Source organism: Tatumella sp. JGM94, assembly GCF_018257595.1.
Lineage (GTDB): Bacteria > Pseudomonadota > Gammaproteobacteria > Enterobacterales > Enterobacteriaceae > Tatumella > Tatumella punctata.
In genome coordinates this window covers 75,676-97,450 of sequence record NZ_JAERJN010000013.1, presented here as the reverse complement: position 1 = coordinate 97,450, position 21,775 = coordinate 75,676, and the positions used below count along the sequence as shown (strand labels likewise).

General features: G+C 48.5%; 21 protein-coding genes. 16 read left to right on the top strand and 5 right to left on the bottom strand.

What is annotated here, in order from left to right; all coding sequences use genetic code 11:
- Positions 1-38: 38 nt before the first annotated feature.
- The 14 genes from JK216_RS10630 (at position 39) to JK216_RS10565 (ending at position 15,418) form a co-directional block, all read left to right on the top strand.
- Positions 39-566 (top strand): head fiber protein, encoded by a 528-nt coding sequence (locus tag JK216_RS10630; protein ID WP_212711884.1) that lies wholly within the window; start codon positions 39-41, stop codon positions 564-566.
- Between the two features lie 122 nt (positions 567-688).
- Positions 689-1,177, top strand: a complete 489-nt coding sequence (locus tag JK216_RS10625) for a DNA-packaging protein (protein ID WP_212711883.1) — start codon at positions 689-691, stop codon at positions 1,175-1,177.
- Entirely contained in the window at positions 1,155-2,654 is a 1,500-nt protein-coding gene (locus JK216_RS10620) for a terminase family protein (RefSeq protein ID WP_212711882.1), read from the top strand. The genes JK216_RS10625 and JK216_RS10620 overlap by 23 nt, the downstream gene beginning before the upstream one ends.
- Complete coding sequence (locus JK216_RS10615; RefSeq protein WP_212711881.1) at positions 2,654-4,846, top strand: portal protein; 2,193 nt, start codon at positions 2,654-2,656, stop codon at positions 4,844-4,846. The genes JK216_RS10620 and JK216_RS10615 overlap by 1 nt, the downstream gene beginning before the upstream one ends.
- 25 nt (positions 4,847-4,871) lie before the next feature.
- The gene (locus JK216_RS10610; RefSeq protein WP_212711880.1) at positions 4,872-5,783 is read left to right on the top strand and encodes a scaffolding protein; all 912 of its coding nucleotides are present in this window, start codon (positions 4,872-4,874) and stop codon (positions 5,781-5,783) included.
- Complete coding sequence (locus JK216_RS10605) at positions 5,783-7,078, top strand: P22 phage major capsid protein family protein (protein WP_212711879.1); 1,296 nt, start codon at positions 5,783-5,785, stop codon at positions 7,076-7,078. The genes JK216_RS10610 and JK216_RS10605 overlap by 1 nt, the downstream gene beginning before the upstream one ends.
- Before the next feature lie 100 nt (positions 7,079-7,178).
- Positions 7,179-7,322 (top strand): hypothetical protein, encoded by a 144-nt coding sequence (locus JK216_RS10600; protein ID WP_249213160.1) that lies wholly within the window; start codon positions 7,179-7,181, stop codon positions 7,320-7,322.
- Entirely contained in the window at positions 7,300-7,824 is a 525-nt protein-coding gene (locus tag JK216_RS10595) for a packaged DNA stabilization gp4 family protein (protein WP_212711877.1), read from the top strand. The genes JK216_RS10600 and JK216_RS10595 overlap by 23 nt, the downstream gene beginning before the upstream one ends.
- The gene (locus JK216_RS10590) at positions 7,772-9,199 is read left to right on the top strand and encodes a packaged DNA stabilization protein (RefSeq protein WP_212711876.1); all 1,428 of its coding nucleotides are present in this window, start codon (positions 7,772-7,774) and stop codon (positions 9,197-9,199) included. Before JK216_RS10595 ends, JK216_RS10590 begins: the two co-directional genes overlap by 53 nt.
- Positions 9,199-9,972, top strand: a complete 774-nt coding sequence (locus tag JK216_RS10585; RefSeq protein ID WP_212711875.1) for a phage tail protein — start codon at positions 9,199-9,201, stop codon at positions 9,970-9,972. Before JK216_RS10590 ends, JK216_RS10585 begins: the two co-directional genes overlap by 1 nt.
- A gap of 350 nt (positions 9,973-10,322) precedes the next feature.
- Positions 10,323-10,889 carry a DNA transfer protein gene (locus JK216_RS10580; protein ID WP_212711874.1) on the top strand — a complete coding sequence of 189 codons (567 nt, stop codon included), beginning with the start codon at positions 10,323-10,325 and terminating at the stop codon, positions 10,887-10,889.
- Between the two features lie 11 nt (positions 10,890-10,900).
- Complete coding sequence (locus JK216_RS10575; RefSeq protein ID WP_212711873.1) at positions 10,901-12,175, top strand: phage DNA ejection protein; 1,275 nt, start codon at positions 10,901-10,903, stop codon at positions 12,173-12,175.
- Positions 12,175-14,958, top strand: coding sequence for a lytic transglycosylase domain-containing protein (locus JK216_RS10570; protein ID WP_212711872.1), 2,784 nt, complete (start codon positions 12,175-12,177; stop codon positions 14,956-14,958). Before JK216_RS10575 ends, JK216_RS10570 begins: the two co-directional genes overlap by 1 nt.
- Positions 14,959-15,016: 58 nt before the next feature.
- The gene (locus JK216_RS10565) at positions 15,017-15,418 is read left to right on the top strand and encodes a hypothetical protein (RefSeq protein WP_212711871.1); all 402 of its coding nucleotides are present in this window, start codon (positions 15,017-15,019) and stop codon (positions 15,416-15,418) included.
- Here JK216_RS10565 and JK216_RS10560 read toward each other — a convergent pair whose 3' ends face one another.
- Both JK216_RS10560 and JK216_RS10555 read right to left on the bottom strand, forming a co-directional pair.
- Positions 15,419-15,610 carry a hypothetical protein gene (locus JK216_RS10560; RefSeq protein WP_212711870.1) on the bottom strand — a complete coding sequence of 64 codons (192 nt, stop codon included), beginning with the start codon at positions 15,608-15,610 and terminating at the stop codon, positions 15,419-15,421.
- A 60-nt stretch (positions 15,611-15,670) separates the two neighbouring features.
- Positions 15,671-15,916: an Arc family DNA-binding protein gene (locus JK216_RS10555; RefSeq protein ID WP_212711869.1), complete on the bottom strand. Its 246-nt coding sequence runs from the start codon at positions 15,914-15,916 to the stop codon at positions 15,671-15,673.
- A 271-nt stretch (positions 15,917-16,187) separates the two neighbouring features.
- Between JK216_RS10555 and JK216_RS10550 the strand changes: the two genes are divergently transcribed.
- A complete protein-coding gene (locus JK216_RS10550; RefSeq protein WP_212711898.1) occupies positions 16,188-18,551 on the top strand; it encodes a phage tailspike protein in 2,364 nt (787 codons plus the stop codon).
- 662 nt (positions 18,552-19,213) lie between these two features.
- Here the strand turns inward: JK216_RS10550 and JK216_RS10545 are convergent.
- Together JK216_RS10545 and JK216_RS10540 are read right to left on the bottom strand one after the other, a co-directional pair.
- A complete protein-coding gene (locus JK216_RS10545) occupies positions 19,214-19,522 on the bottom strand; it encodes a hypothetical protein (protein WP_212711868.1) in 309 nt (102 codons plus the stop codon).
- Between the two features lie 68 nt (positions 19,523-19,590).
- Positions 19,591-20,010, bottom strand: coding sequence for a hypothetical protein (locus JK216_RS10540; RefSeq protein ID WP_212711867.1), 420 nt, complete (start codon positions 20,008-20,010; stop codon positions 19,591-19,593).
- A 621-nt stretch (positions 20,011-20,631) separates the two neighbouring features.
- Here JK216_RS10540 and JK216_RS10535 point away from each other — a divergent pair.
- A complete protein-coding gene (locus tag JK216_RS10535; protein WP_212708982.1) occupies positions 20,632-20,862 on the top strand; it encodes a hypothetical protein in 231 nt (76 codons plus the stop codon).
- A 94-nt stretch (positions 20,863-20,956) separates the two neighbouring features.
- Here JK216_RS10535 and JK216_RS10530 read toward each other — a convergent pair whose 3' ends face one another.
- Entirely contained in the window at positions 20,957-21,712 is a 756-nt protein-coding gene (locus JK216_RS10530; RefSeq protein ID WP_212708981.1) for a YoaK family protein, read from the bottom strand.
- Positions 21,713-21,775: the final 63 nt, after the last annotated feature.

The following is a 21,775-nucleotide window of genomic DNA, read 5'->3' as shown; positions in this document are numbered from 1 at the left end:
AATATCGTTCATTCATAAGCAAAACTAAAGAGAAAGTTATGTCTAATCCAAATTACATCCCTCAATGGCCGCTCTACAAAGACTCTGTCGGCATCTACATTCGCGCACTGCCGATTGCATCCATCGTGTACGCTAACGACGGCTCTGGCCTTGTATCGTTTGATGGCGCATACAACGACCAATATATCTCTGCTGCCTTTGCTGCAACGTTCAAGCCTCAGGTCGGTGGTTACCTGTTTAACAGTCAGCACGGCGAAATTCTGTATCTGAGCAAAGCTGACTTTGAAGCGAAGTACACAGCAGATAATGATGATAAAGGGCCGAAAGGTGATAAGGGTGATACTGGCGCGACCGGGCCAGCAGGCCCAGCGGGGCCCGCGTATACACTAACTTCCGCCACTTCTTCTGCGCTGGGCGGGGTTAAGCAAGGTGCGGCAGTAGCCAATATCGGCACACAAACAGCAACTGACTTCCCTACATCCCAAACGGCGATTAACAACGTAGCGGCTAAGCTGAACGACACGCTGACCCAACTTCGGGCAGCGGGTGTTATCGCACAATCCTGATTTATAAAATTCTGCAAAGGTCATCATGATTGTGGCCTTAACAGAGTTTTATATATGATTTCATCCAAGCCAGTCACCAGATTACCGGGGCTGGTATTTTTATGTGTAGAGGAATGTTCTGTATGGCAGCACCAAAGGGTAACCGATTCTGGGAGGCCCGCAGTAGTCATGGGCGTAATCCTAAGTTCGAATCCCCCGATGCGCTGTGGACAGCCTGCTGTGAATACTTCGAATGGGTTGAAGCTAACCCGCTGTGGGAAATGAAAGCATTCTCATATCAGGGAGAGGTAACGCAGGAGCCCATCGCTAAGATGCGGGCAATGACACTGACAGGCCTGATTATCTTCCTCGATATAACCCGTCAAACATGGGCCACTTACAAGGCACGTGAAGATTTTATTACGGTCACCACGCGAGCGGAGGAAATCATCTACGACCAGAAGTTCTCTGGTGCCGCTGCTGACCTGCTTAACGCAAACATCATCGCCCGGGATCTGGGCTTAAAAGAGCAATCGCAAGTCGAGGACGTGACGCCTGATAAGGGGGACCGCGATAAGCGTCGCTCCCGAATACAGGAGTTACTGAGCCGTGGTAAGCGAAACGATGCTTGATGAACTTTCAGAGGACGAGCAGATAGAGCTGCTTGAGCTTCTGGAAGAAGAAGAGCAATACCGCAGGACCCACCAGTTATTTGAATACCACCCCTACGGAAAGCAGCGTGAATTTATTGATGCCGGCCACGACTTTACCGAGCGATGTTTCATGGCCGGTAACCAGTTGGGTAAATCATATTCCGGTGGTGCTGAGGTGGCATTCCATCTGACCGGCCGATACCCGGGAACCAAAGGTTATCCCGCTGACGGCTCTTACGGTGGTGAGTGGGGCGGCAAGCGATTCTATGAGCCGGTGGTGTTCTGGGTTGGCGGTGAGACTAACGAGACAGTAACCAAAACCACTCAGCGTATTCTGTGTGGCCGTATCGAAGAAAATGACGAGCCGGGTTATGGCTCTATTCCGAAAGAAGACATCATCAGCTGGAAGAAATCGCCGTTTTATCCGAATCTGGTCGACCACCTGCTGATAAAGCATCACACAGCTGAGGGTGTTGAAGACGGCATATCAATTTGCTATTTCAAGCCGTACTCGCAGGGTCGTGCCCGCTGGCAGGGTGACACCATTCACGGTGTCTGGTTCGATGAAGAGCCGCCGTACAGCATCTACGGCGAAGGACTGACCCGTACCAACAAATACGGCCAGTTCTCACTGCTGACATTCACCCCGCTGATGGGAATGTCTGATGTTGTCACGAAGTTCCTGAAGAACCCGAGCAAAATGCAGAAGGTGGTCAACATGACCATCTACGATGCAGATCACTACTCCGAAGAGCAGAAAGAGCAAATCATCGCTTCTTACCCTGAGCATGAGCGCGAAGCCCGTGCCCGCGGTATTCCGACGATGGGTAGCGGGCGAATATTTCAGATACCCGAAGAAACCATCAAGTGTCATCCGTTCGAATGCCCTGACCATTTCTATGTTATCGATGCAATGGACTTTGGCTGGGATCACCCGCAGGCACAGGTGCAATTGTGGTGGGATAAAGACGCCGACACGATTTATGTTTCACGCGTCTGGAAGGACAAAGAGAAAACCGCAGTACAGGCATGGGGCGCTGTTAAGTCATGGGCTAATAAAATCCCCACCGCGTGGCCACACGATGGCAATCAGCATGAAAAGGGCGGCGGTGAGCAGTTAAAGGCCCAATACGCTGATGCCGGTTTCCAGATGCTTCCTGAACACGCTACATGGCCGGATGGCGGCAATGCTGTTGAACCCGGCATTACTGAAATGCGTGACATGATGCTCGATGGACGGTTCAAGGTGTTCAACACATGTGAACCATTCTTTGATGAATTCCGACTCTACCACCGCGACGAGAACGGCAAGATCGTAAAACTGAATGACGATGTTCTGTCAGCAGTCCGCTACGGCTACATGATGCGCCGGTTCGCCAAAATGATGCGCGACATCAAAAAGCCGAAAGAGAAGAAAACACCGGCACCAATCAGACCAATTTCGCGAGGAAGATAATGGCCGACACCAACGACAGACTGGATGACATTCTCGGTAAGTTTGACCGGGACTGGACTGCCAGCGAAGAAGCCAGAACCGAAGCGAAAAACGATTTATTTTTCAGTCGCGTATCGCAATGGGATGACTGGCTGACCAAATACACTACCCTGCAATACCGTGGCCAGTTCGATATCGTGCGCCCGGTCGTGCGGAAACTGGTTGCCGAAATGCGCCAGAACCCGATTGATGTGCTGTTCCGGCCTAAGGACAACGCCGACCCGAACGCTGCTGAAATCCTGATGGGTATGTACCGCACCGACATGCGACATAACACCGCTAAGACATCGGTTAACGTGGCAGTAAAGGAGCAGATCGAATGTGGAATTGGTGCCTGGCGTATCGTCACTGAGTACGAAGACGAGGACCCGACCAGCAATAACCAGGTTATCCGGCGCGTACCGATTCATGAGGCGTGTTCGCACGTTATCTGGGATGCCAATGCAAAGCAGCAGGATAAGTCAGACGCAAAGCACGTCACCGTGATTAGCGCACTGTCACAGGATGGCTGGGAATCATTTGCTGAAGAGTTTGGCCTTGATGCCACCGATATTCCGTCATTCCAGTCTCCGAATGACTGGCTGTTTCCCTGGATGACAAACAACGTCATTCACATTGCTGAATATTACGAGGTCGTCGAGAAAAAAGAGATCGCGTTTATCTACGAAGACCCGCTGACCGGTGAGCCGGTGAGTTACTTCAAGCGTGATATTCAGAACGTCATCGACATGCTGGCCGACCGTGGCATGAAGAAAATCGGTGAGCGTAAAATCAAGCGTTCACGGGTGTACAAAACCATCCTGTCATCGTCTGCCATCCTGAAGGATAAGCAACTTATTGCCGGTGAGCACCTGCCGATCGTGCCGGTATTCGGTGAATGGGGATTTGTCGAGGACAAGGAAGTTTATGAGGGTATTGTCCGGCTGACGAAAGACGGCCAGCGCCTGCGCAATATGATCATGAGCTTCAACGCCGATATTGTGGCCCGTAACCCTCGCAAGAAGCCTATTTTTTACCCTGAGCAGATTGAAGGTTACGAGTATATGTATTCGGGTGACGCTGATTACCCGTACTACCTGCAGAACCGAACCGACGAGAGCAGCAGTGATTTACCGCTCGGTGCCATTGGTTATCTGGATGATCCGGAGATACCACCTGCCAACCAGTACGCACTCCAGGCTGCATCTGATGCAGTACAGCAGGTTGCCGATCTGGGAGTTGATAATTCAGCAGCTAATGGCCAGGTAGCTTTCGATACTGTTAACCAGTTAAACATGCGCTCAGATCTGCAAACATTCGTGTTTCAGGACAATCTGGCTACTGCGACGCGCCGTGACGGTGAGATTTACGCATCAATGGTCAGTGATATATACGACGTTCCGCGCACGGTCACCATGACACTGCCGGATGGCGAAGAGAAGACAGTCCAGACGATGACCAGCGTGGTAGATGTGGCATCCGGGCAGACAGTAGTACTGAACGATATCAGTGGCCGGTTTGAGTGCTATACCGATGTTGGCCCGTCATTCCAGTCAATGAAAGAGCAGCACCGCGCTGAACTGAAAGAATTGCTCGGACAGATTGACCCGTCACAGCAGGTCTGGAACGTATTGCTGTTGCAGTATCTGACATTGCTGGATGGAAAGGGTATCGAAATCACCCGTGACTACGCCAATAAGCAGCTGGTTATTCAGGGACTCAAACAGCCTGAAACCGCAGAGGAACAGCAGTGGTTACAGGAAGCGCAACAGCAGCAACAGAATCAACCTGATCCGGCAATGGTTCAGGCTCAGGGCGTACTGGCGCAAGGTCAGGCCGAACAGATGAAAGCGCAGAACCAGCAGCAGGACCTGCAGATTAAAGCTTACACCGCGCAGCAGCAGGCGCAGTTAACTCAGGCTCAGGCAGTCCAGGCACTGGCGAACGCTAAATCACTTAACGACAAGTCACTACGGGATGCGCTCAGTGTCCTGTCTGACTGGTACCAGAAACAGAATACCGCGGCACATAACGATGCAGACCAGATGCTGAAAGCTAACCAGCAGCATCACGGACAGCAACTCGATATTGCCAACCTCCTGCAACAGCAGAGTCAGCAACAACCGGTTCCGCAGCAACAGAATCAGCAACCTTCCGCCATTCCTGGCGAGTAACCTTATCCCTTCCATGAGGTGAATCATGAGTAATACCGACGATATTCAGGCAACTGAAGAACAAACCCTGCCCGGCGATCAGCAAGCGGCACTTGATGATAGTCAGCTAACCGGTAATGCCAACGGTGGCGAAGGTCAGGATGAGGGCTTCGAGATTGTTCTGGGTGACGACGAGAACAAGCAGAAACAAGACCCGGCAACCAACGCTAAGTTTGCTCAGGCGCGTATTGAGCGTAAGCGCCAGCGTGAAATTGAACAACAGATTGAAGCTGTTCGACGTGGTGAAGTGCCGGAGGATTTGCGTGTTAACCCCGACCTGCCACCACAGCCTGACATCAATCAGTACCTGTCGGATGAAGGTCTGGAGAAATACGGATACGACCAGACGCGGGCACTTGCAGCATTCAGTCAGGCTAACAACGACTGGCTGATTAAGGCTCAGGATGCCCGCAGCAATGCAGTCGCAGAGCAGGGTCGTAAAACGCAGGAGTACACGCAAAGTTCAACGCAGACGGTCGAGGCAGTACGCAAACACTACGATGCGGCAGAGAAACTCAACCTTCCTGATTACCAGGAGAAAGAAGACAGCTTCCGGTCGCTGGTACCTGAGGGTATCGATACCGAAATCATGCGTCTGTTTCCTGAAAAGTCAGCGGCAATTATGTACCACCTGGGTGCTAACCCGGAGAAGTTACGCCAGATCGTAGCAATGGACGGCCAGCAAGCCCTCATTGAACTGGCCCGACTCGATGCAAAACTCACGATTAAACCTCGCGGTAAACCTGTCTCGAAAGCGCCGCCGGCTGATGAAGCTGTGTCCGGCGATGTTACAGCTGCAAACCGTGAATCTCTGCAAAAGCAGATGGATAAAGCGGCCAGCAGCGGTGACACGGAGACTTACCGCAAACTGAAAGCAAAACTTAAAGGAATCCGATAATGGCTCTTAATGAAGGTCAGTTAGTAACCTATGCTATCGACGAGGTGATCAACACCGTCGAAAACCTGACGCCAATGGCGCAGAAAGCAACCAAATACACCCCGCCAGCCGCGTCAATGCAGCGTTCCAGTAACACGGTCTGGATGCCGGTAGAGCAGGAGTCACCAAGTCAGGAAGGATGGGACCTGACCGGCAAAGAAACCGGCATTGAAGAGCTGAGCGTTGCGGTTAACCTGGGCGACCCGGATAACGATTATTTCGCTCTGCGTGCCGATGACCTACGTGATGAAACCAGCTATCGCCGCCGCATTCAGGCTTCAGCGCGTAAATTGGCGAACAACCTTGAGCTGAAAATTGCCAACATGGCAGCTGATATGGGTTCACTGGTTGTAACTGACCCTGCGCAGATCAACGGTGATTCATCCAAAGGCTGGGACTTTGTTGCCCATGCTGAAGCGTTGATGTTCAGCCGTGAACTTAACCGCGATGCCGGACTGTCATGGTTCTTCAATCCTGATGACTACCGTAAGGCTGGATACAACCTGGTTGGCCGCGATATTTTCGGTAACGTACCGGAAGACGCTTACAAATCAGGAACCATTCAGCGGCAGGTTGCCGGGTTTGATGACGTTATGCGCTCCCCTAAACTGCCAACGCTGAACGCATCAACCGCAACTGGTGTTACTGTTTCCGGTGCTCAGTCGTTCGCGCCTCAGGCGTGGAAGCTGGATAACGATGGTAACAAAACCAACGTTGATAACCGTTTCGCCACCGTCGCTGTGTCCAGCACAACAGGATTTAAGCGCGGAGATAAAATCTCGTTTGCCGGTGTGAAATTCCTCGGCCAGATGGCTAAGAACGTCCTGACCGATGATGCGACATTCTCAGTGGTTAACGTGGTTGACGGTACCCATCTGGAAATCACGCCGAAGCCGGTAGCCCTCAACGACACTAACCTGTCACCGGAACAACGCGCTTACGCCAACGTTAACACCACGCTGGCAGACACTACCGCTATCAATATCCTGAACGTGGCCACAGCCAAAACTAACGTTTTCTGGGCTGATGATTCGATTCGTATCGTGTCTCAGCCGATCCCAGCTAACAGCGACCTGTTTGCTGGCATGAAAACGACTGCGTTTGATATTCCGGGCGTAGGTGTGAGCGGCATCATGGCGACTCAGGGTGACATTGCAACGCTGACCGGCAAATGCCGTATCGCACTCTGGTATGGCGTGAATGCAACCCGTCCGGAAGCAATCGGTGTTGGCCTGGCGGGTCAGACCGCGGCTTAATCACGGCTGTTTAATTAATGGGGCTTAGGCCCCTTTTCGTGAGGCTGATATGGATACCGCAGTTTATAAGCCTGGCGGCCCGTGCAAGGTATGGGGTGTCATGGCACACGTTAAAGTGGTGGATCACACCGAAGTGGAAAAGCACGTAAAAGACGGCTGGCTTGACCACCCGTCAAAACTGCTTGATAAGCCAGGTCGCCGCAAGGCTAAGGCGGTTACTGATGCTGACTCAGACTCAGACTAAAGGCGACATTGTTCGAGCCGCGCTGCGAAAGCTGGGTATTGCTTCTGATGCCACACTGACAGACGTTGAGCCTCAATCAATGGAAGACGCCGTTGATGACCTCGAAATGATGATGTCTGAGTGGTATCAGGATGGTCAGGGGATCATTACTGGCTATGTTTTTGCTGATGATGATAACCCGCCGGCAGAAGGTGACGATCACGGTATGCGGTCCAGCTCCGTTAGTGCTGTGGTTCATAACCTGGCGCTTCGCATCGCACCTGATTATGTGGTTACGCCAGCTGACAAAGTGGTAATGACTGCCCGTTACGGAAAAGAACGGCTGATGAAATCCACTGCCATTAGTCGTGCTGCCAGTATCGGATATTCATACCCTCAGAGAATGCCCGTTGGCTCCGGTAACCGGCTTTCGACTCTCAATAACTGGAATTTCTACCCGGGGAAACAGAATGCCAATCCAACAGTTACCCCTGATGAAGGGGATAGCGAAGAGTCCGGCTAACGCTGATTATATTGATGAGATTCCGGTCAATATGCTGGTGACACCGAAAGAGGTGTTGAACTCCAGTGGGTATCTCCGGTCTTTTCCGGGCATTGATAAGCGTGATGATGTGGCTGGCCTGTCCAGGGGCGTACAGTTTAATACTCACGAATCTGTCGTATATCGGGTTCTGGGAAACAAACTGTATCGCGGGCAGTCGCAGGTAGGTGATGTATCCGGTTCTGGCAGGGTAAGCATGGCCCATTCAGCAACAAGTGAGGCAGTGGCCGCTAATGGAGCACTCACTCTTTATCGCTATGACGGGACCACCAAAACGCTGCAGAACTGGCCGTCGACTGTAGGGGATGTGACCTATGCTCAGTACGATATCGGTTCAGTTCGTGATGTGTGCCGACTGCGTGGTCGTTATCTGTGGGTAAAAGACGGCTCTCAGGACTTCGGAGTAACTGACCTTGAGGACGAATCACACCCTGACCAGTATCGCCCGTTCTATACCGCAGAAAGTCAGCCTGATGGAATCCTTGCCTGTGACACATGGCGTGACTTCGCAGTGATGTTTGGCTCTGCCACGATCGAGTATTTTTCTCTTACTGGTTCGACAGACACCAGTGCTGCAATTTACGTATCCCAGCCATCATTGATGGTGCAGAAGGGCATTGCCGGTACGCGTTGCAAGTGTAAGTTCGGTGACTCTCATGCGTTCATTAGCAACCCGTCCAGTGGAGCACCTTCGGTTTACGCCATCAGTCAGGGCTCTGCCACGCCTATTGCTACATCCAGTATTGAGAAGGTTCTTCGCAGCTATTCAGCGTCCGATCTTGCATCTTCAATCATGGAAACACTGCGATTCGATGGTCATGAGCTGATGCTCATCCATTTGCCCGATCACGTTCTCTGCTATGACGCATCGTCCAGCAGCAACGGACCCCAGTGGAGCATACTGAAAACAGGGCTCTACGACTCACCGCATCGCAGCATAGATTTTATGTTTGAAGGAAATCAGATTACGTGTGGCGATAAAACGGAATCAGTGACCGGGCAGCTTAATTTTTCATCATCCGCACAATATGTCGCCCAGCAGGAGCACCTGCTTTACACGCCGCTATTCAAAGCCGACAACATGCGGGTATTCGATTTTGAGCTTGAGGCATCGACCGGTGTTGCTCAGGTCGCCGACCGGCTGTTTTTATCCGCAACGACTGATGGCATTAATTTCGGTCGTGAGCAGATGATTGAACAAAATTCGCCATTCGTATATGACCGGCGCGTTTTGTGGCGCAGGTTCGGACGCATCCGTAAGAATGTGGGCGTGAAGGTGCGAATCATAACCACTTCTCCTGTGACCTTGTCAGGGTGTCAGGTAAGGCTGGAATAATGGCTGATACATCGCTACAAACGCCGGTAAATGTACAGGCCTCACGAATCGATGCAACGCTACTCCCGCAGGGATTTAGCCAGCCGTATTCACTTTATGTAATACAGCAAGGGTCTGACCTCGGGAATGTAGCCGGAAAAGCGAATGAGGCGGGTAATGGCGCTTATGATGCTCAGGTGAAAAACGATGAGCAGGATATTGAATTAGCTGACCACGAAAAGCGCCTTACCGCAGCAGAAACGGAGCTGGCAGACCATGAAAAGCGGTTACAGGCTGCCGAAGCTGAACTGGCAGACCATGAGAAAAGAATAGCGGCCGCAGAAACTGAGTTGACCGATCATGAAAAGCGAATTTCAGACAATGAAACTGAGCTGCAAGACCATGAGTCGCGAATAACTAAGAACACTGACGATATTTCATCGCTAGGAACCGCTCAGCAGGCTGACAGGGAAGACATTGACAAAATATCGGGTGATTATCTATCAAAAAGTGCCACATCATCACAGAGCCTTGCAGGGCCGCTAAATGTCGCATCATCTTATTCGGTGAATGGTACGAAGGTTATTGGCCCCCGGCAAACCGGATGGTCGCTATCAACCGGTACCGCCAACAAATCAGCATTCAACGCCGACCAGAGTTATACGGTTGGTGCTGTCTATTCTCAAGCCGAAGTACAGGCCATTGTTCAGGCGCTAATTGAAACCCGCCAGCGTGTAAAAGCTCTTGAGGATATGGCTGCAACTCACGGGCTAATTTCAGATGCAACAGATTAATCAGGATGCTGGGTGCCGACTTATGCGGCTATGGGGTATTCCTTCATGGCCTGATGTATTGGCTGATTATTTCCTATGGCGAGACTGCGGAGTTTTTGCCTGTATGAACTTTGGTAGCCACGTTGATTTGCACATGGCTATGAGAAGGGACGACAGGCGTTATTGCCGTGATGCTGTGACAGATATTCTGTCACTCATTGGAGATCGGGACATTCGCGCGCCAATTCTTCAGGAAAGTAGTCACGTCTGCAATCTGGCACGGAAATTTGGCTTTGTGGAAACGTGGCGGGGAAGTACAGAGTTTACAGATGGTCGCAATGGCGGCCTTATCATCATGACGAGGTTCAAAAATGGGCGGGATCGCTAAAGGTATCGGAAAAGTCGTCGGTTCAATCACTGGCGCTAATCAGGCTGCGCAGGCTCAGACGGACGCGGCAAACCAGTCAAATGCAACAGCATTACAGATTTACAACCAGCAGGCCGCCACGCTGCAGCCGTTTGTCCAGTCAGGGCAATCTTATCTGACAGGCCTGAATAGTGTACTGAACAACCGGTCAGGAACGCTGAACGATTATTACAATTCACCGGAATATGCGGGGCTGGCTAATCAGGCGCGCTATCAGCAGTTGGCATCTGCTGAGGCGACCGGTGGACTTGGTTCAACTGCGACAAGTAACGGCCTGGCGTCAATTGCGCCTCAGCTTGGACAATCCTACTTGAATGACCGGTACAACCAGTTACTGGGCGGTGTAAATGTTGGTTTAAGCGCTGCCGGGGCATCGAATGCAGCCGCAGGGACATACTCCGGCAACGTGCAGAATAATTTGTCTCAGATTGGCGCGGCTAGAGCCGGAAATTCAATTGCTAACGGACAGACAATTACTCAGGGTATTGGCATGCTCGCTGGCCTTTTTTAATCGGGGGAGTTATGGCTATTCAACCTATTGATTATACTGGCCCGAATTCTGGCTTCCTCCAGGGTCTGCAAACGGCAGCGGCATACAAACAGAACCAGCAACAGAACCAGGCCATTGATAGCGAAAATCAGTTTAAGCAGGACTGGCAAGGGGCTTATGGAAACCCTGAGGCAATGAGCGCATTGGCAGCAAAATATCCCGACCAGATGCAGAATATCGCTCAGGGTATCGGATATCAGGATGCTAATCATCAGGCAGCACTCGGTGCAGCGGCCGGTGATTTGCGTGTTGCGATGGCTACCGGTAACTCTCAGGCTGTAATGTCAGCTGCACAACAGCATGCCTCTACATTGCAGAGCGTCGGATCATCGCCTGATGAAGTGGCGACAATGTATCAAAATGACCCTCAGCATTTAGGACAGTTGGTTGATGCTGTTGGGATGACGTCTCTGGGTCCTCAGGGTTATTACAACACTCAGACTAAAAACACACAGCTGAACCAGCAGGGCGCAGCGACTAACGCCACCCTCCAGTTAGGGCAGCAACGATTACAGCAGCAGTATCAGCAAAGCCAATTCGATAATCAGCTTAATCAGCAGAAATTCCAGCATCAAATCCAGCAGGACAATACCCAAAATGGGTTTACGGCGCAGAAAGTGGATATTCAACGTGGTGATCAGGCTATTAAGCAACAGATGGCTAATCAGTCTGGTCAGCAGCAGTCCTCCAATATTCAGAACCAGCAGTTCCAGCAGGTTCAGAAAAAGCAGGACTTTGTGAACGGATATGACCAGCAGGTAAACAGTACATCCGGAATGCTGACCACGCTAAACCAGGTTAAGCAGATAGATCCATCAACATTCAATAGTATCTGGGGGGCTCAGGGGTACGTTAACCGCAATCTTCCCGGATCTGATTCGGCAGACGCATATTCGCAAATCCAGCAGATGCAGGCTCAGGCAAGACAGATGGGCGTAATTGGTATGCGTGGTACCGGTCCGGTATCAGATTCAGAAGGCCAGGCGGCGGCGAGTGCCTTCCTGAATCTTCAACCAAACGTTTCTTCCGATCGGGCGCGAACAATCATCAATAACTGGCAACAGGTTCTACAGCGGCAGGTTAACTATCTGAACAGTCAGAAATCACTTGTCGATAAATACCGGTCAGACGTTCAGTCTTACTCAGGCCCTCAGCAATCAGCAGCGCCTCAAGTGGGTCAGTCAGAAGGTGGATATACCTTCACCGGCGGAGATCCATCATCCCCTAATAGCTGGAGAAAAAATTAATGGCAGGTCCGTGGGAAAACTATCAGAGCAGTTCACAGCCTGGAGATTCTTCCGGACCGTGGCAAAACTACCAACAGTCGGCACCTCAGCAGGGTGCCGATGTTGTTTCTGCTACTGAGCAAAAATATGGCATTCCGTCTGGATTACTCAATGCGGTAATCAGCAAAGAATCCAGCGGTAACCCGAACGCAGTAAGTCCTAAGGGGGCAATTGGCCTTGGTCAGGTAATGCCGGAAACGGCAAAGGGAATGGGTTATAACCCTGAACGACTGAAATCTGACCCTGACATGCAGGTTGATGCGGCTGGCAAATACCTGGGGCAGATGCTCAGGCAGAACGGGGGTGATGTTACTTCCGCATTGGCTTCATATAATTGGGGGCCAGGTAACGTTCAGAAATATCAGTCCGGACAGAACCAGGCTATGCCTCAGGAAACTCAGAATTATATTAATGACCCTCGGTTTGCACAGTGGACACAACAGCAGCGACCGCAATCCGGATCATCTGGCGAAATGGATTATCTGAACCAGGAAGCCAGGCAGCCATGGGAACCGGAGCAGGAATCGCCAACTCTGGCACAGAATGTTGAGCAGGCAGGCAAGGGGCTACTTCAGGCCGGTGTGAATGTAGCAAATATTCCCGGCAGTGTAGTTAATACGGCTCTGGATGCTGTAGGTGTTCCAAAGCAGGACCAGGTATATCAGTTCCAGTTGCCTCAAAGTGCCAGACCAACAGACCCATATGCACAGCTCGGTGCGGAAATTGGTCCGTATCTTGTACCTGGTGTTGGTGCAGAGAAAGCCGCGGCGGCCACCGCTTCCGCAGTCGGAGCATCCAGAACGGAACGGGCAGCAAATCAGGTCGCCAGTATGCTATCTGAAAACCTCGTCGGTACACTGGCGGGCTCTCAGCAGAATGGACAAATTGATCCGACTCAGCTGCTGGAGAATACCGGCATGGGGCTGGCTGGTTCAGCAGTGGCCAGAGCGGTTCCGGCGGTATTTAATGGGGTCCGTGGCGCAATAAAAAATGCACGCGGTGCCAGTGAGTCATTACCATCACCTCAGGCAGCTGCGGATCGTGCGGCCACCCAACAGCCGACAGGCTATAGCCAACCTTCAGTTAATCAGCCAGATAATTTTAGCCCCCAGCAGCAGCCTTACACTGTCAGGACACCTCAGGATAACGCTCAGCCTCAGGCCGCCAATAGCTCAACACCAGAGTCTCCTGCGGGAGTAACTCCGGATACTGCTCAGCAATATACCCGAGCTGCTCAGTCTGGTAATCAAGGCCGCATTCAGCAGGTCGTAAATGACATTCAGCCAGACCAGAATGTTGCTGATGCAATGAAGCGTCTCGACCTTGATCCTGATGATATGCTTGAGGCTTATACCTCCGGTAATGATGCGTTTAAAGCGGTGCAAATGGGGCTGGCATCTCAGGATGAATCAGCTCTCGGCGCAGTTCGCCGCGACTCGATTAACCGGATATCTAACCGTGCATCACAGATTATTGACGATGCAGGCGCAATGCCTGACCGGTTATCAATGAATGACAAGTTTGTCTCTGACTTCAATACAACCAGGAACGCGTTGAAGGCTCAGGAAAATGCACTTTACAAACCGGTTCAGGATGCAATTCCGGCAAAAGCTCAGATTGATCCCGTTAATACCAGAAGTTATCTCGACCAGCTGGCTGATGAGCAGGGCGGGTATCAGTTCCTATCCCCGGTAGAGAAGAAGGTATATGAGGCTGTATCTCCTACAACTGACAGGGCTGGGCCACCAACGTATGCCCGGCTAAACGCTATGCGATCAACAGTCGGAGCTGAGTTAAGCAAAGCCGGAACCCCATTCGGAAGTGCAGAAGAGCGCAATCTTAGTGCGCTATATTCTAGGCTTTCGGATGATCGTGATGCAGTGGCAAGGCAGGCGGGTTTCGGTGACCAGATTCGCGCCGCTAACGCCGTCACAGCTCAGCGTAAGATGATGGAAGAACGGATATATTCACTTATGGGTAAAGACCTGTCAGGGGACGTTACAGCGCGTGCTCACAATGCATTGACCGGCCTGAGTAACGGTAATACGAAAGCATTCAACCAGCTTATGCAGGCCGTTCCTGACAAAGCAGCCCGCTCGCAACTTATCGCTACAGGCATGCGAGATATGTTGAGGAAAGGAAGCCGGTCAGATCTCGCTAACAACATTAACGGCTTTGTCGATTATTATGGTTCTCTAAAGCGTAACGGCAGCGTCAGGCTTTTACATCGTGAGTTGCCTGCTAATACCGTCCGTCAGCTTGAGGATATGTACACAATTGCCCGTAACGTGAAATCAGCAAATCAGTACTATCTGGCCACCGGCAAGCTGAAATCATTCCTTGATAAGTTTGAGCAGCCTGGAGGCTTTCTGGATAAGTTGGCCACTCACGGAAAAATGGCGACCATTGCAACAGTGCTTGGTCACGTTCCTGTAGCAGGCCCGGTGTTGAATACTGCCATTGCTGCACAAATGGGCGCTAAAGCGGCGACAAGAAAAACCGGATCGGAAGCTGTTCAGGAGTTGATGAGCAGCCCGGAATGGAAACGCCTTGCGTCACTTGCTCGCAACAAACCATCTGCATCGGTACAGGAGAAGATAGTTTCCAGTGCAGAGACCCGGATTGCCAAAACACCAGCATGGAAGGATTTTTACCGGACATTGCCGGCTGCGGAGAAGCAGAGGTTAGCGAAGTTCGGCATCATTGGTTGGTTCTCATATTTGAAGGATGATAGGAAATACTGACTTGAGCAACCATTAAATAAAAATTAACATATCACTAAGAATAATCTTAGGTGAAATTATGAAAACAGTATCATCACTTCTTGCCACTTCCTTTCTTTCAGTGTCTCTTTTGAGTGGCTGCTCAGTTTATGACGCCACTCATCAGCCAGATAAAAAGGACATCTCGCTATTTAAGAATGGGACACCTCGTAGTGACTTGCTTGCGGAGTTCGGAATTCCAACAGCTGAAACACAGCACGATGGGAAAAATTGGGATCTATGGCGGTTTACTCAGGGATATAGCGGGGGCGTTAAAGCATCGAGAGCTGTTGGGCATGGTGTAATGGATGTTCTCACCTTGGGCATTTGGGAGGTGGCTGGAACACCTATCGAGAGCGCTGCTGATGGTACCAAAATGGCGTATGAGGTTTCATACGATAAAAATCAGAGAGTTGACCAAGTGATTGCAATTAAGAAATAGCTAGGCGTCAGTGATATTGCTGGAGGATATTGATGTAATTTCAATATCTCCAGTTATGTCATTGACATTTATTAATATTTTTTGCAGGTATTCATCAGATTTTATTGCCTCAATTTCATCGTTAGTCCCAGTGATTTCCTTGAAGAATTTTATCTTAGCTTCACCAATTATTCTGATTTTCCTGTTACCCATTTTATGTACCTGCAGTATTTTCTGCCAGCATATCACTGGCAGGGTGCAATATAGTGAAAATTATTTCTTATTTTTCCTGATTACCCCGACGGCGATTTCCCTTACTTGCTCTGCTATCTCAGCGGCCAGCTTTTCATCTTCATCCTGGTCAGTTCTACTAAGTGGCATCTTGTAGAAAGAATCATCCAGGGTCCTGACGATTTCCATATTAATAGACCGGCCATGCGATTGCGCTCTGGCCTTTATCTTTGCATGCAGATCGGCTGGCAGCGTTAGGTGGAACTGCGTTGTGTCCCTGTCTTTCATGTAAAACCTCACCTGTAGGGCGGAGAGGAATCATAAAACACCTGTAATTATCCACAATACTACAATTTACGTCCGTTACCATATCGTTTGGCCGCGAGGTCACCGCTCGTAAATTATCAGAACCATCCATTAATTCTGTGAACCCGAACACGTTATACTCCCGATTATTGATATAGGGGGATGAATGAATAGACGTGGTTTCTTTAAGGGATTAGCCGCCCTTACAGCGGGTTTCACAGGCGTTTCTTGTAAAGAGAAGGATAAGCCTAAAATGCCAGAAACATCTGCCAGTATCATGGTTTCAAACCCTGTAACACCGTTCACCATGTCACGCTCTTTCAAAGCCTGCTCAAACGGTAAAATCTTTATTGGCCTGCCAGATACTGACCCGACATTTCCGCAGAACCAGATACCTGTTTATGTCGAAAATGAGTGTGGTAATACCGTTCAGGTTCCCCAGCCAATTGTGATTAATTCAGCTGGTTATCCGGTATATCACGGTCAGGTCGCCAAATTTGTCACGACTCAGAATCACTCTATGGCAGTTTATGATAGCTATATGGTGCAGCAGTTTTATTGGCCGGATTTGGCATCGATAAATCCAGAGGTGCTGCGGCAGGAAATAAGTAGCACACTAAAGCGTAATGAATTTTCCGTCTTTGACTATGCACCATTGAACACAGATGAAGGTGCTGACTGGGGGCCGTATTTTAGAGAGGCTATTTCTGCCGCGGCATCAGCAGGCGGGGGGGTTGTTAATTTCTCTGGCAACCTACATATCACATCATACGACAGCGTGGGCTGGGTCGCTCCGTTTGATGACGGTACTATTGACCCACGTAGGACAGCGGATTCAACACTACTGGCAGAAAATCAGACACTATTCAATGTACACCTCAATCTGCCATCTGGAGTGTCGCTAAAAGCACGTGAACCCGGGAATGACTCTCTGAACTTCGCCTGGGATGGAACCACAATTGACTCAAATCAAGCAATTGGCATTTGCCGACGAGTTAATGATTGGGATGGCTCTTACATAGCTACTGCTACTGCAAGAAATCGAATGACTAAAGTTATTACTAACGCCAATCTTGGTGGGTTCTCAGTTAATAACTGTTTCATGGGTGTCATTTCTGATGGAATAGACGTATACCCAGATTGGGGGGATTTAACATTCAACAATTGTGCGTTACCCATTGCTACTCTCGGATATGAAGCTGGAACTATAGGTACACTTTCTTTTTTCAATTGCCTTACTGGGCTAGTTGGTGGGGGATGGTGGTTGCAGCGAAATGATGTCACTTATCAGGGTGGACTTTATATCCCACCCTACACCGCAAGCACCGATATTTACTCATTAGGATGGATAGATAGCCTTAAAGTTGGAGAGATTATATCTACCTTCGGATTGTTATCTAACTCTGGGACTATTGATAAATACTTATCTTTAGATAAATTCTATGATAAATATTTCTGGAAGACGGCAAACTCCACCTTGCCGGGGAAAGTCACGCCTACTGGTGACGCTGGTTTAGGTCGACTTAGTATTTACGGGGCTAATCTTACCTCTGGAGTTAGTTCTTTGCAGACTTCAAATCCATTCCGAGGCATCGGTGGGAGAGCAATGGTGCTCGCGTCTCGATACAACCGTGGTAATTCAAATAATGAGTTAATTACCTTAAAAAGCGTAAACACACCGAGAGGGCCGATATGGCTTAACCCAGCTGGCGGTCCGAATGGGTTACACACTATTTCCCATAATGCTTATGTTGAGAATTCAGGGGTATTATCCAAAAGTGGATCTAGGGTCGCTGGGTCGTCTAATGACTGGTTTTCCTCTGGTAAAGATATCTGGAACGCGGACATAACAAAAATGCAGCATTATGTCGGGCAAGGAGTATTAACTACAGTATTTGCCAGTCCAACAAACAGTATTGTATGTCCCGCAAGCAATAGTAACCAGGGCGGTAGTAGTTGCCGGGTTAACACCATGACAGGAGTTCTTACCGCAGGGACTCAGGTGGAACTGACGACTATGTATAACCCCTCAACCGGGGAATGGCGGAGAATCAGTACTCGATATACAGATCACGACTTTGTGCGAGGTTTGAGTTTCTCTGAAGATGCTAATTATACGAATTACTTTGTTGCTGCGGAGAAGAATCTTGATGTATCAACATTAAGAATATTCAATGGTGATAATTCAGATAACTTTACAGATGCTGGAGCAACCATATCCCGTGCAGTAATGCGTAGGGTAGGTAATGAGGTGAAGGTTTATTTGACATTTTCTCTACCAGCAGCAGCCGTTTCCATGAACGGTAAAATGGTAATCGGAATACCAAGATATTCCATCTTTGATACCAGCTTATCTGAGGGTTTGGGTAAATATCCAAAAATCAAGATTGCTAAAGGTTCATTTGCCTCACCTTCAGTAATACCTCTATCTGCTCTTCACAGGGGCTACTTCTTAGCTGATGGTACTGCTGTTAATGGTTACCATATTATTCAAATTTATAGTGACTATGGACAAGAAACACCATTCATGCTGGCTGGAGCTTCTGCTGGGCGTACTTTTGTATTAGAGGTAGAATATGAAAGTTACAACACCATTGATTCAATTTCACTTGTATAGGACGTCGTTATGATCTCTATTAGTTCAACACAACCGGTAGGTAAAAATTATCCAAACATCGGAGTTACTGAAAGTGCAACCGGCAGCGAAAATATAACATTTTATTGTAATGTCGAGAGTGTCTCTATTTCTGGTTCTACGCTTACAGTTAGATACAGTGTATATGTGGGGACAGTTAGAGGATCAGATTTGTTATCAGTTTCTGGGGCATATGACTCATCAAAAGATTTGATGATCCAGGCCGAGGACGCGATTAAGAATAATTATAGCTGACTGGTGAGTAGCAGGTGTAGCGATACATTTTAGGGAGGGCGATGGGGTGCTAAAATTAATGGACTGAATAGTAAATATCGTATAGGAACAGTGTGATTTTCAGCGTTAACGGGTAGATTTATGGGTAATTACTCAAAATCGACTTCAGCGATGAATCTAGCATATAAATCAATGGATTTTTTTATAACCGAGTACAGGCCTGCGCCAGAGAGACCAAATCGGGCATTTGAATTTGACGGGGCTAATTCTGAGTTCTGTTCCATTACAGATATTCTATTTATTTTATTGATAACGGACTTGAAGATATTTGGCGTAGAGATTACTTTTGGAAGGTTAGTAATGAAAACTTCTAAAGCTTACTACTTTCTGTGAGTCTTTTATTGATGATATTAATGAAGTATTTGTGAAATAATAAAAAAATAACATGGACTCAGCTTAGATATGCAGGTCCCATCGTTATCTATAATGTCACGCATAATTTTAATATTCTTTTTAAGTTCGAATTTCTCTTGCTCTATTTTTATTTTTATGCTGTCAATTTTGTTACTCCTGCAGTTGGTGAATTTTAATTGCCCCCACCCTCCGAGGCTATCTATTTCTCCAATTTCTGAGTCTTCCATTTCGTCAAAAATAACCGGAGAGTTTATGGTAGCATATTTACCTATGCGGCCTTTTTTTATTGATATATAGCTATTCATAACATTACTCTTTTAATGTGAATTTTTTAATCTGGGTTGGGGCGTTTTATTTTTTCTATCCGTGCCTGTCAACTGGAAGTAAGTATGTGGTAGAAGTGTTCTAAGTCCGGTACCACAGCATTCTGCAACCCTGACCAGACTTTAATTGATGTTACTATAAAATCAAGTTTCTCTTTTAATGTTGATCTTTTTTTTGTTTGTTTCATTTCTTGTAGCGTTTTGTATACCTCTGACTTGAAGCTTTCATTAGTATATGGATTAATGGTGTCGTCCTTTATACCATCCAGCACTATTTCTGAATTTTTTATAGCCTCAGGGTTTTGAGATATAAAAATAACAATATCATCAAATGTGTTTTCAGATGTATCCTTTAAGATAATACCTTTTCCGCCGGAAGGGTGGTCAATAGTAATTTCTACCTTACCAAACTTATTCCCACTTCCACCGGTAATATCTAGGCCTGAATTTGTCATGATTTTAATGTCCATCTTCTGTATTCATTACTACTTATACATATAGCATAATTAAAGTAAAGTGATTTTAAACAGTAGGCGGCTCATTATTGACGGCAGACTATCGAAAGGGGGGGCACTGGACGATGCGCGGGTGATTGGAGTGGTGACGCATTTGGTGAAGAGTTTTTTAGAGGGGATAAAATAGAAGCTTGTACCAAATTTTGTACCAACCTGATTTGATCTTTAATTAATTACCATTTAAATCATAGGATTACGTTTAATTTCACATAATCATGAAAGAGGAAGGTAGGCTGTGCTGCATCATTATTTTTCATCCGTTACCGTCCTCTTTTTCCTGTTAGTTGCATCGAATACCCTGTATTTCGTTCACCTTCGCTCAATGTTCACTTGTTATATGACAGTGCGTTTTCCGGTGATTCTGTTATGACACCGGATATTTTGTACCAAACTGATACTGATCACAATTTATTGACGCTGCGGCCGGGGTCTCTGCGCATGGCCGTGGTGAATTAAGGGATATATGTCACAGCACTATCCTTCATCACTATTAACTGGTGTCGTTGTCGGTTTCCTGCTTCCCTTTACATTAATTTAGTTTTAGATTGTGGGTACTGTAGCTATGAGGGTAGAGATGTGAAAACATTTGTCGGAACTGTCCTGGTGCTGGTTGTTTTATTTTTTGTCTATAAAGTTGTCTTTGATTCACCGATGAAAGAAGCGGCCATGACCAATGCCCGTGAGGCTGTACATCAGTGCAGAGCTAACCTGAATAAAGCTAATTCACTCTCTGAACAGCAACGTCTGGCCGGAGTTTGTGAACAAATGGAAGATGATTTCAGACAGGCCTATGGCACGGCACCATAACTCTATCGTTTGATCCACGGGATCCGCTGCGGCGGATCTTTTATATAACCTCTGCTGTATAAATGGCTGTGCCGCTGTAGTGAATAAATACAACTCAGGGGACTCTGACCGGGCTGATGCGGCCTGCTATACGCCGTTGCTGTTGCAGGGTTCGCCGTATTGTTATTCCGGAAACCAGCACCAGCACAATACCGGCCAGTGAAAAAGCCTGCATTGAAAACAGGTTAAATGACAACACGCCAATAATACCTCCGGTAATAAATGCCCCGGTGGCAGTCAGGTAAATACTGAGCAGATACTGGTGATGACGACGTTCTTCCGCCGAATACCGGAGTACCCGGTGAAGTAACAGGGTCGCCAGGGTTATCCCCGCATCTGTCAGCGTGCCGGTAATATGAGTGGTTCGGACTTTTCCCTGGGAAAGCTGGGTGGACGTCGAATTATGTAAACCGAGCAGGAAGCCCAGCATATTGACCAGCAGGGTTTTATCGACAGGGAGGCTTAACCATAAACTGCCAATAGCCGGTACTGCCAGTATAATACCTTCGCCCAGCAAAATATGTGCGTAAATAGTCCGCAGATGGTATTTTTTGCCGAAAGAAACCAGTAACCGTGAAGTAAATGCGCCGCCCATAAAACATAGCAGTAGCAGTAACAACTGCCACATTTGTCGCTGATCCCACTCCAGTACCTCGGCTGAAAGCTGAGTTGCATTCCCTGTCATATTCGACGGAAATAACCCGAAAGCGCCCAGCGCCAGTACATTCAGTATACCGGCAGTACCGGCAAGGGTAACCGCCAGCCTGCGGTTCTCTGTGGCCGACCGGCCACTTTTCTTTTCTATCAGCATCGTTACCGCCTTATAATAATTAATCACGTTTATTAATCATTACTAAACGGCTAACCGGTGAAG

Bases quoted from the DNA above. Each gene is read 5' to 3' on its own strand.
- JK216_RS10595 (WP_212711877.1), top strand. From the start codon at position 7,300: ATGCTGACTCAGACTCAGACTAAAGGCGACATTGTTCGAGCCGCGCTG.
- JK216_RS10625 (WP_212711883.1), top strand. From the start codon at position 689: ATGGCAGCACCAAAGGGTAACCGATTCTGGGAGGCCCGCAGTAGTCAT.
- JK216_RS10555 (WP_212711869.1), bottom strand. From the start codon at position 15,916: ATGAAAGACAGGGACACAACGCAGTTCCACCTAACGCTGCCAGCCGAT.
- JK216_RS10615 (WP_212711881.1), top strand. From the start codon at position 2,654: ATGGCCGACACCAACGACAGACTGGATGACATTCTCGGTAAGTTTGAC.
- JK216_RS10550 (WP_212711898.1), top strand. From the start codon at position 16,188: ATGCCAGAAACATCTGCCAGTATCATGGTTTCAAACCCTGTAACACCG.
- JK216_RS10610 (WP_212711880.1), top strand. From the start codon at position 4,872: ATGAGTAATACCGACGATATTCAGGCAACTGAAGAACAAACCCTGCCC.
- JK216_RS10585 (WP_212711875.1), top strand. From the start codon at position 9,199: ATGGCTGATACATCGCTACAAACGCCGGTAAATGTACAGGCCTCACGA.
- JK216_RS10630 (WP_212711884.1), top strand. From the start codon at position 39: ATGTCTAATCCAAATTACATCCCTCAATGGCCGCTCTACAAAGACTCT.
- JK216_RS10600 (WP_249213160.1), top strand. From the start codon at position 7,179: ATGGCACACGTTAAAGTGGTGGATCACACCGAAGTGGAAAAGCACGTA.
- JK216_RS10545 (WP_212711868.1), bottom strand. From the start codon at position 19,522: ATGAATAGCTATATATCAATAAAAAAAGGCCGCATAGGTAAATATGCT.
- JK216_RS10565 (WP_212711871.1), top strand. From the start codon at position 15,017: ATGAAAACAGTATCATCACTTCTTGCCACTTCCTTTCTTTCAGTGTCT.
- JK216_RS10540 (WP_212711867.1), bottom strand. From the start codon at position 20,010: ATGGACATTAAAATCATGACAAATTCAGGCCTAGATATTACCGGTGGA.
- JK216_RS10590 (WP_212711876.1), top strand. From the start codon at position 7,772: ATGCCAATCCAACAGTTACCCCTGATGAAGGGGATAGCGAAGAGTCCG.
- JK216_RS10605 (WP_212711879.1), top strand. From the start codon at position 5,783: ATGGCTCTTAATGAAGGTCAGTTAGTAACCTATGCTATCGACGAGGTG.
- JK216_RS10560 (WP_212711870.1), bottom strand. From the start codon at position 15,610: ATGGGTAACAGGAAAATCAGAATAATTGGTGAAGCTAAGATAAAATTC.
- JK216_RS10575 (WP_212711873.1), top strand. From the start codon at position 10,901: ATGGCTATTCAACCTATTGATTATACTGGCCCGAATTCTGGCTTCCTC.
- JK216_RS10580 (WP_212711874.1), top strand. From the start codon at position 10,323: ATGGGCGGGATCGCTAAAGGTATCGGAAAAGTCGTCGGTTCAATCACT.
- JK216_RS10530 (WP_212708981.1), bottom strand. From the start codon at position 21,712: ATGCTGATAGAAAAGAAAAGTGGCCGGTCGGCCACAGAGAACCGCAGG.
- JK216_RS10570 (WP_212711872.1), top strand. From the start codon at position 12,175: ATGGCAGGTCCGTGGGAAAACTATCAGAGCAGTTCACAGCCTGGAGAT.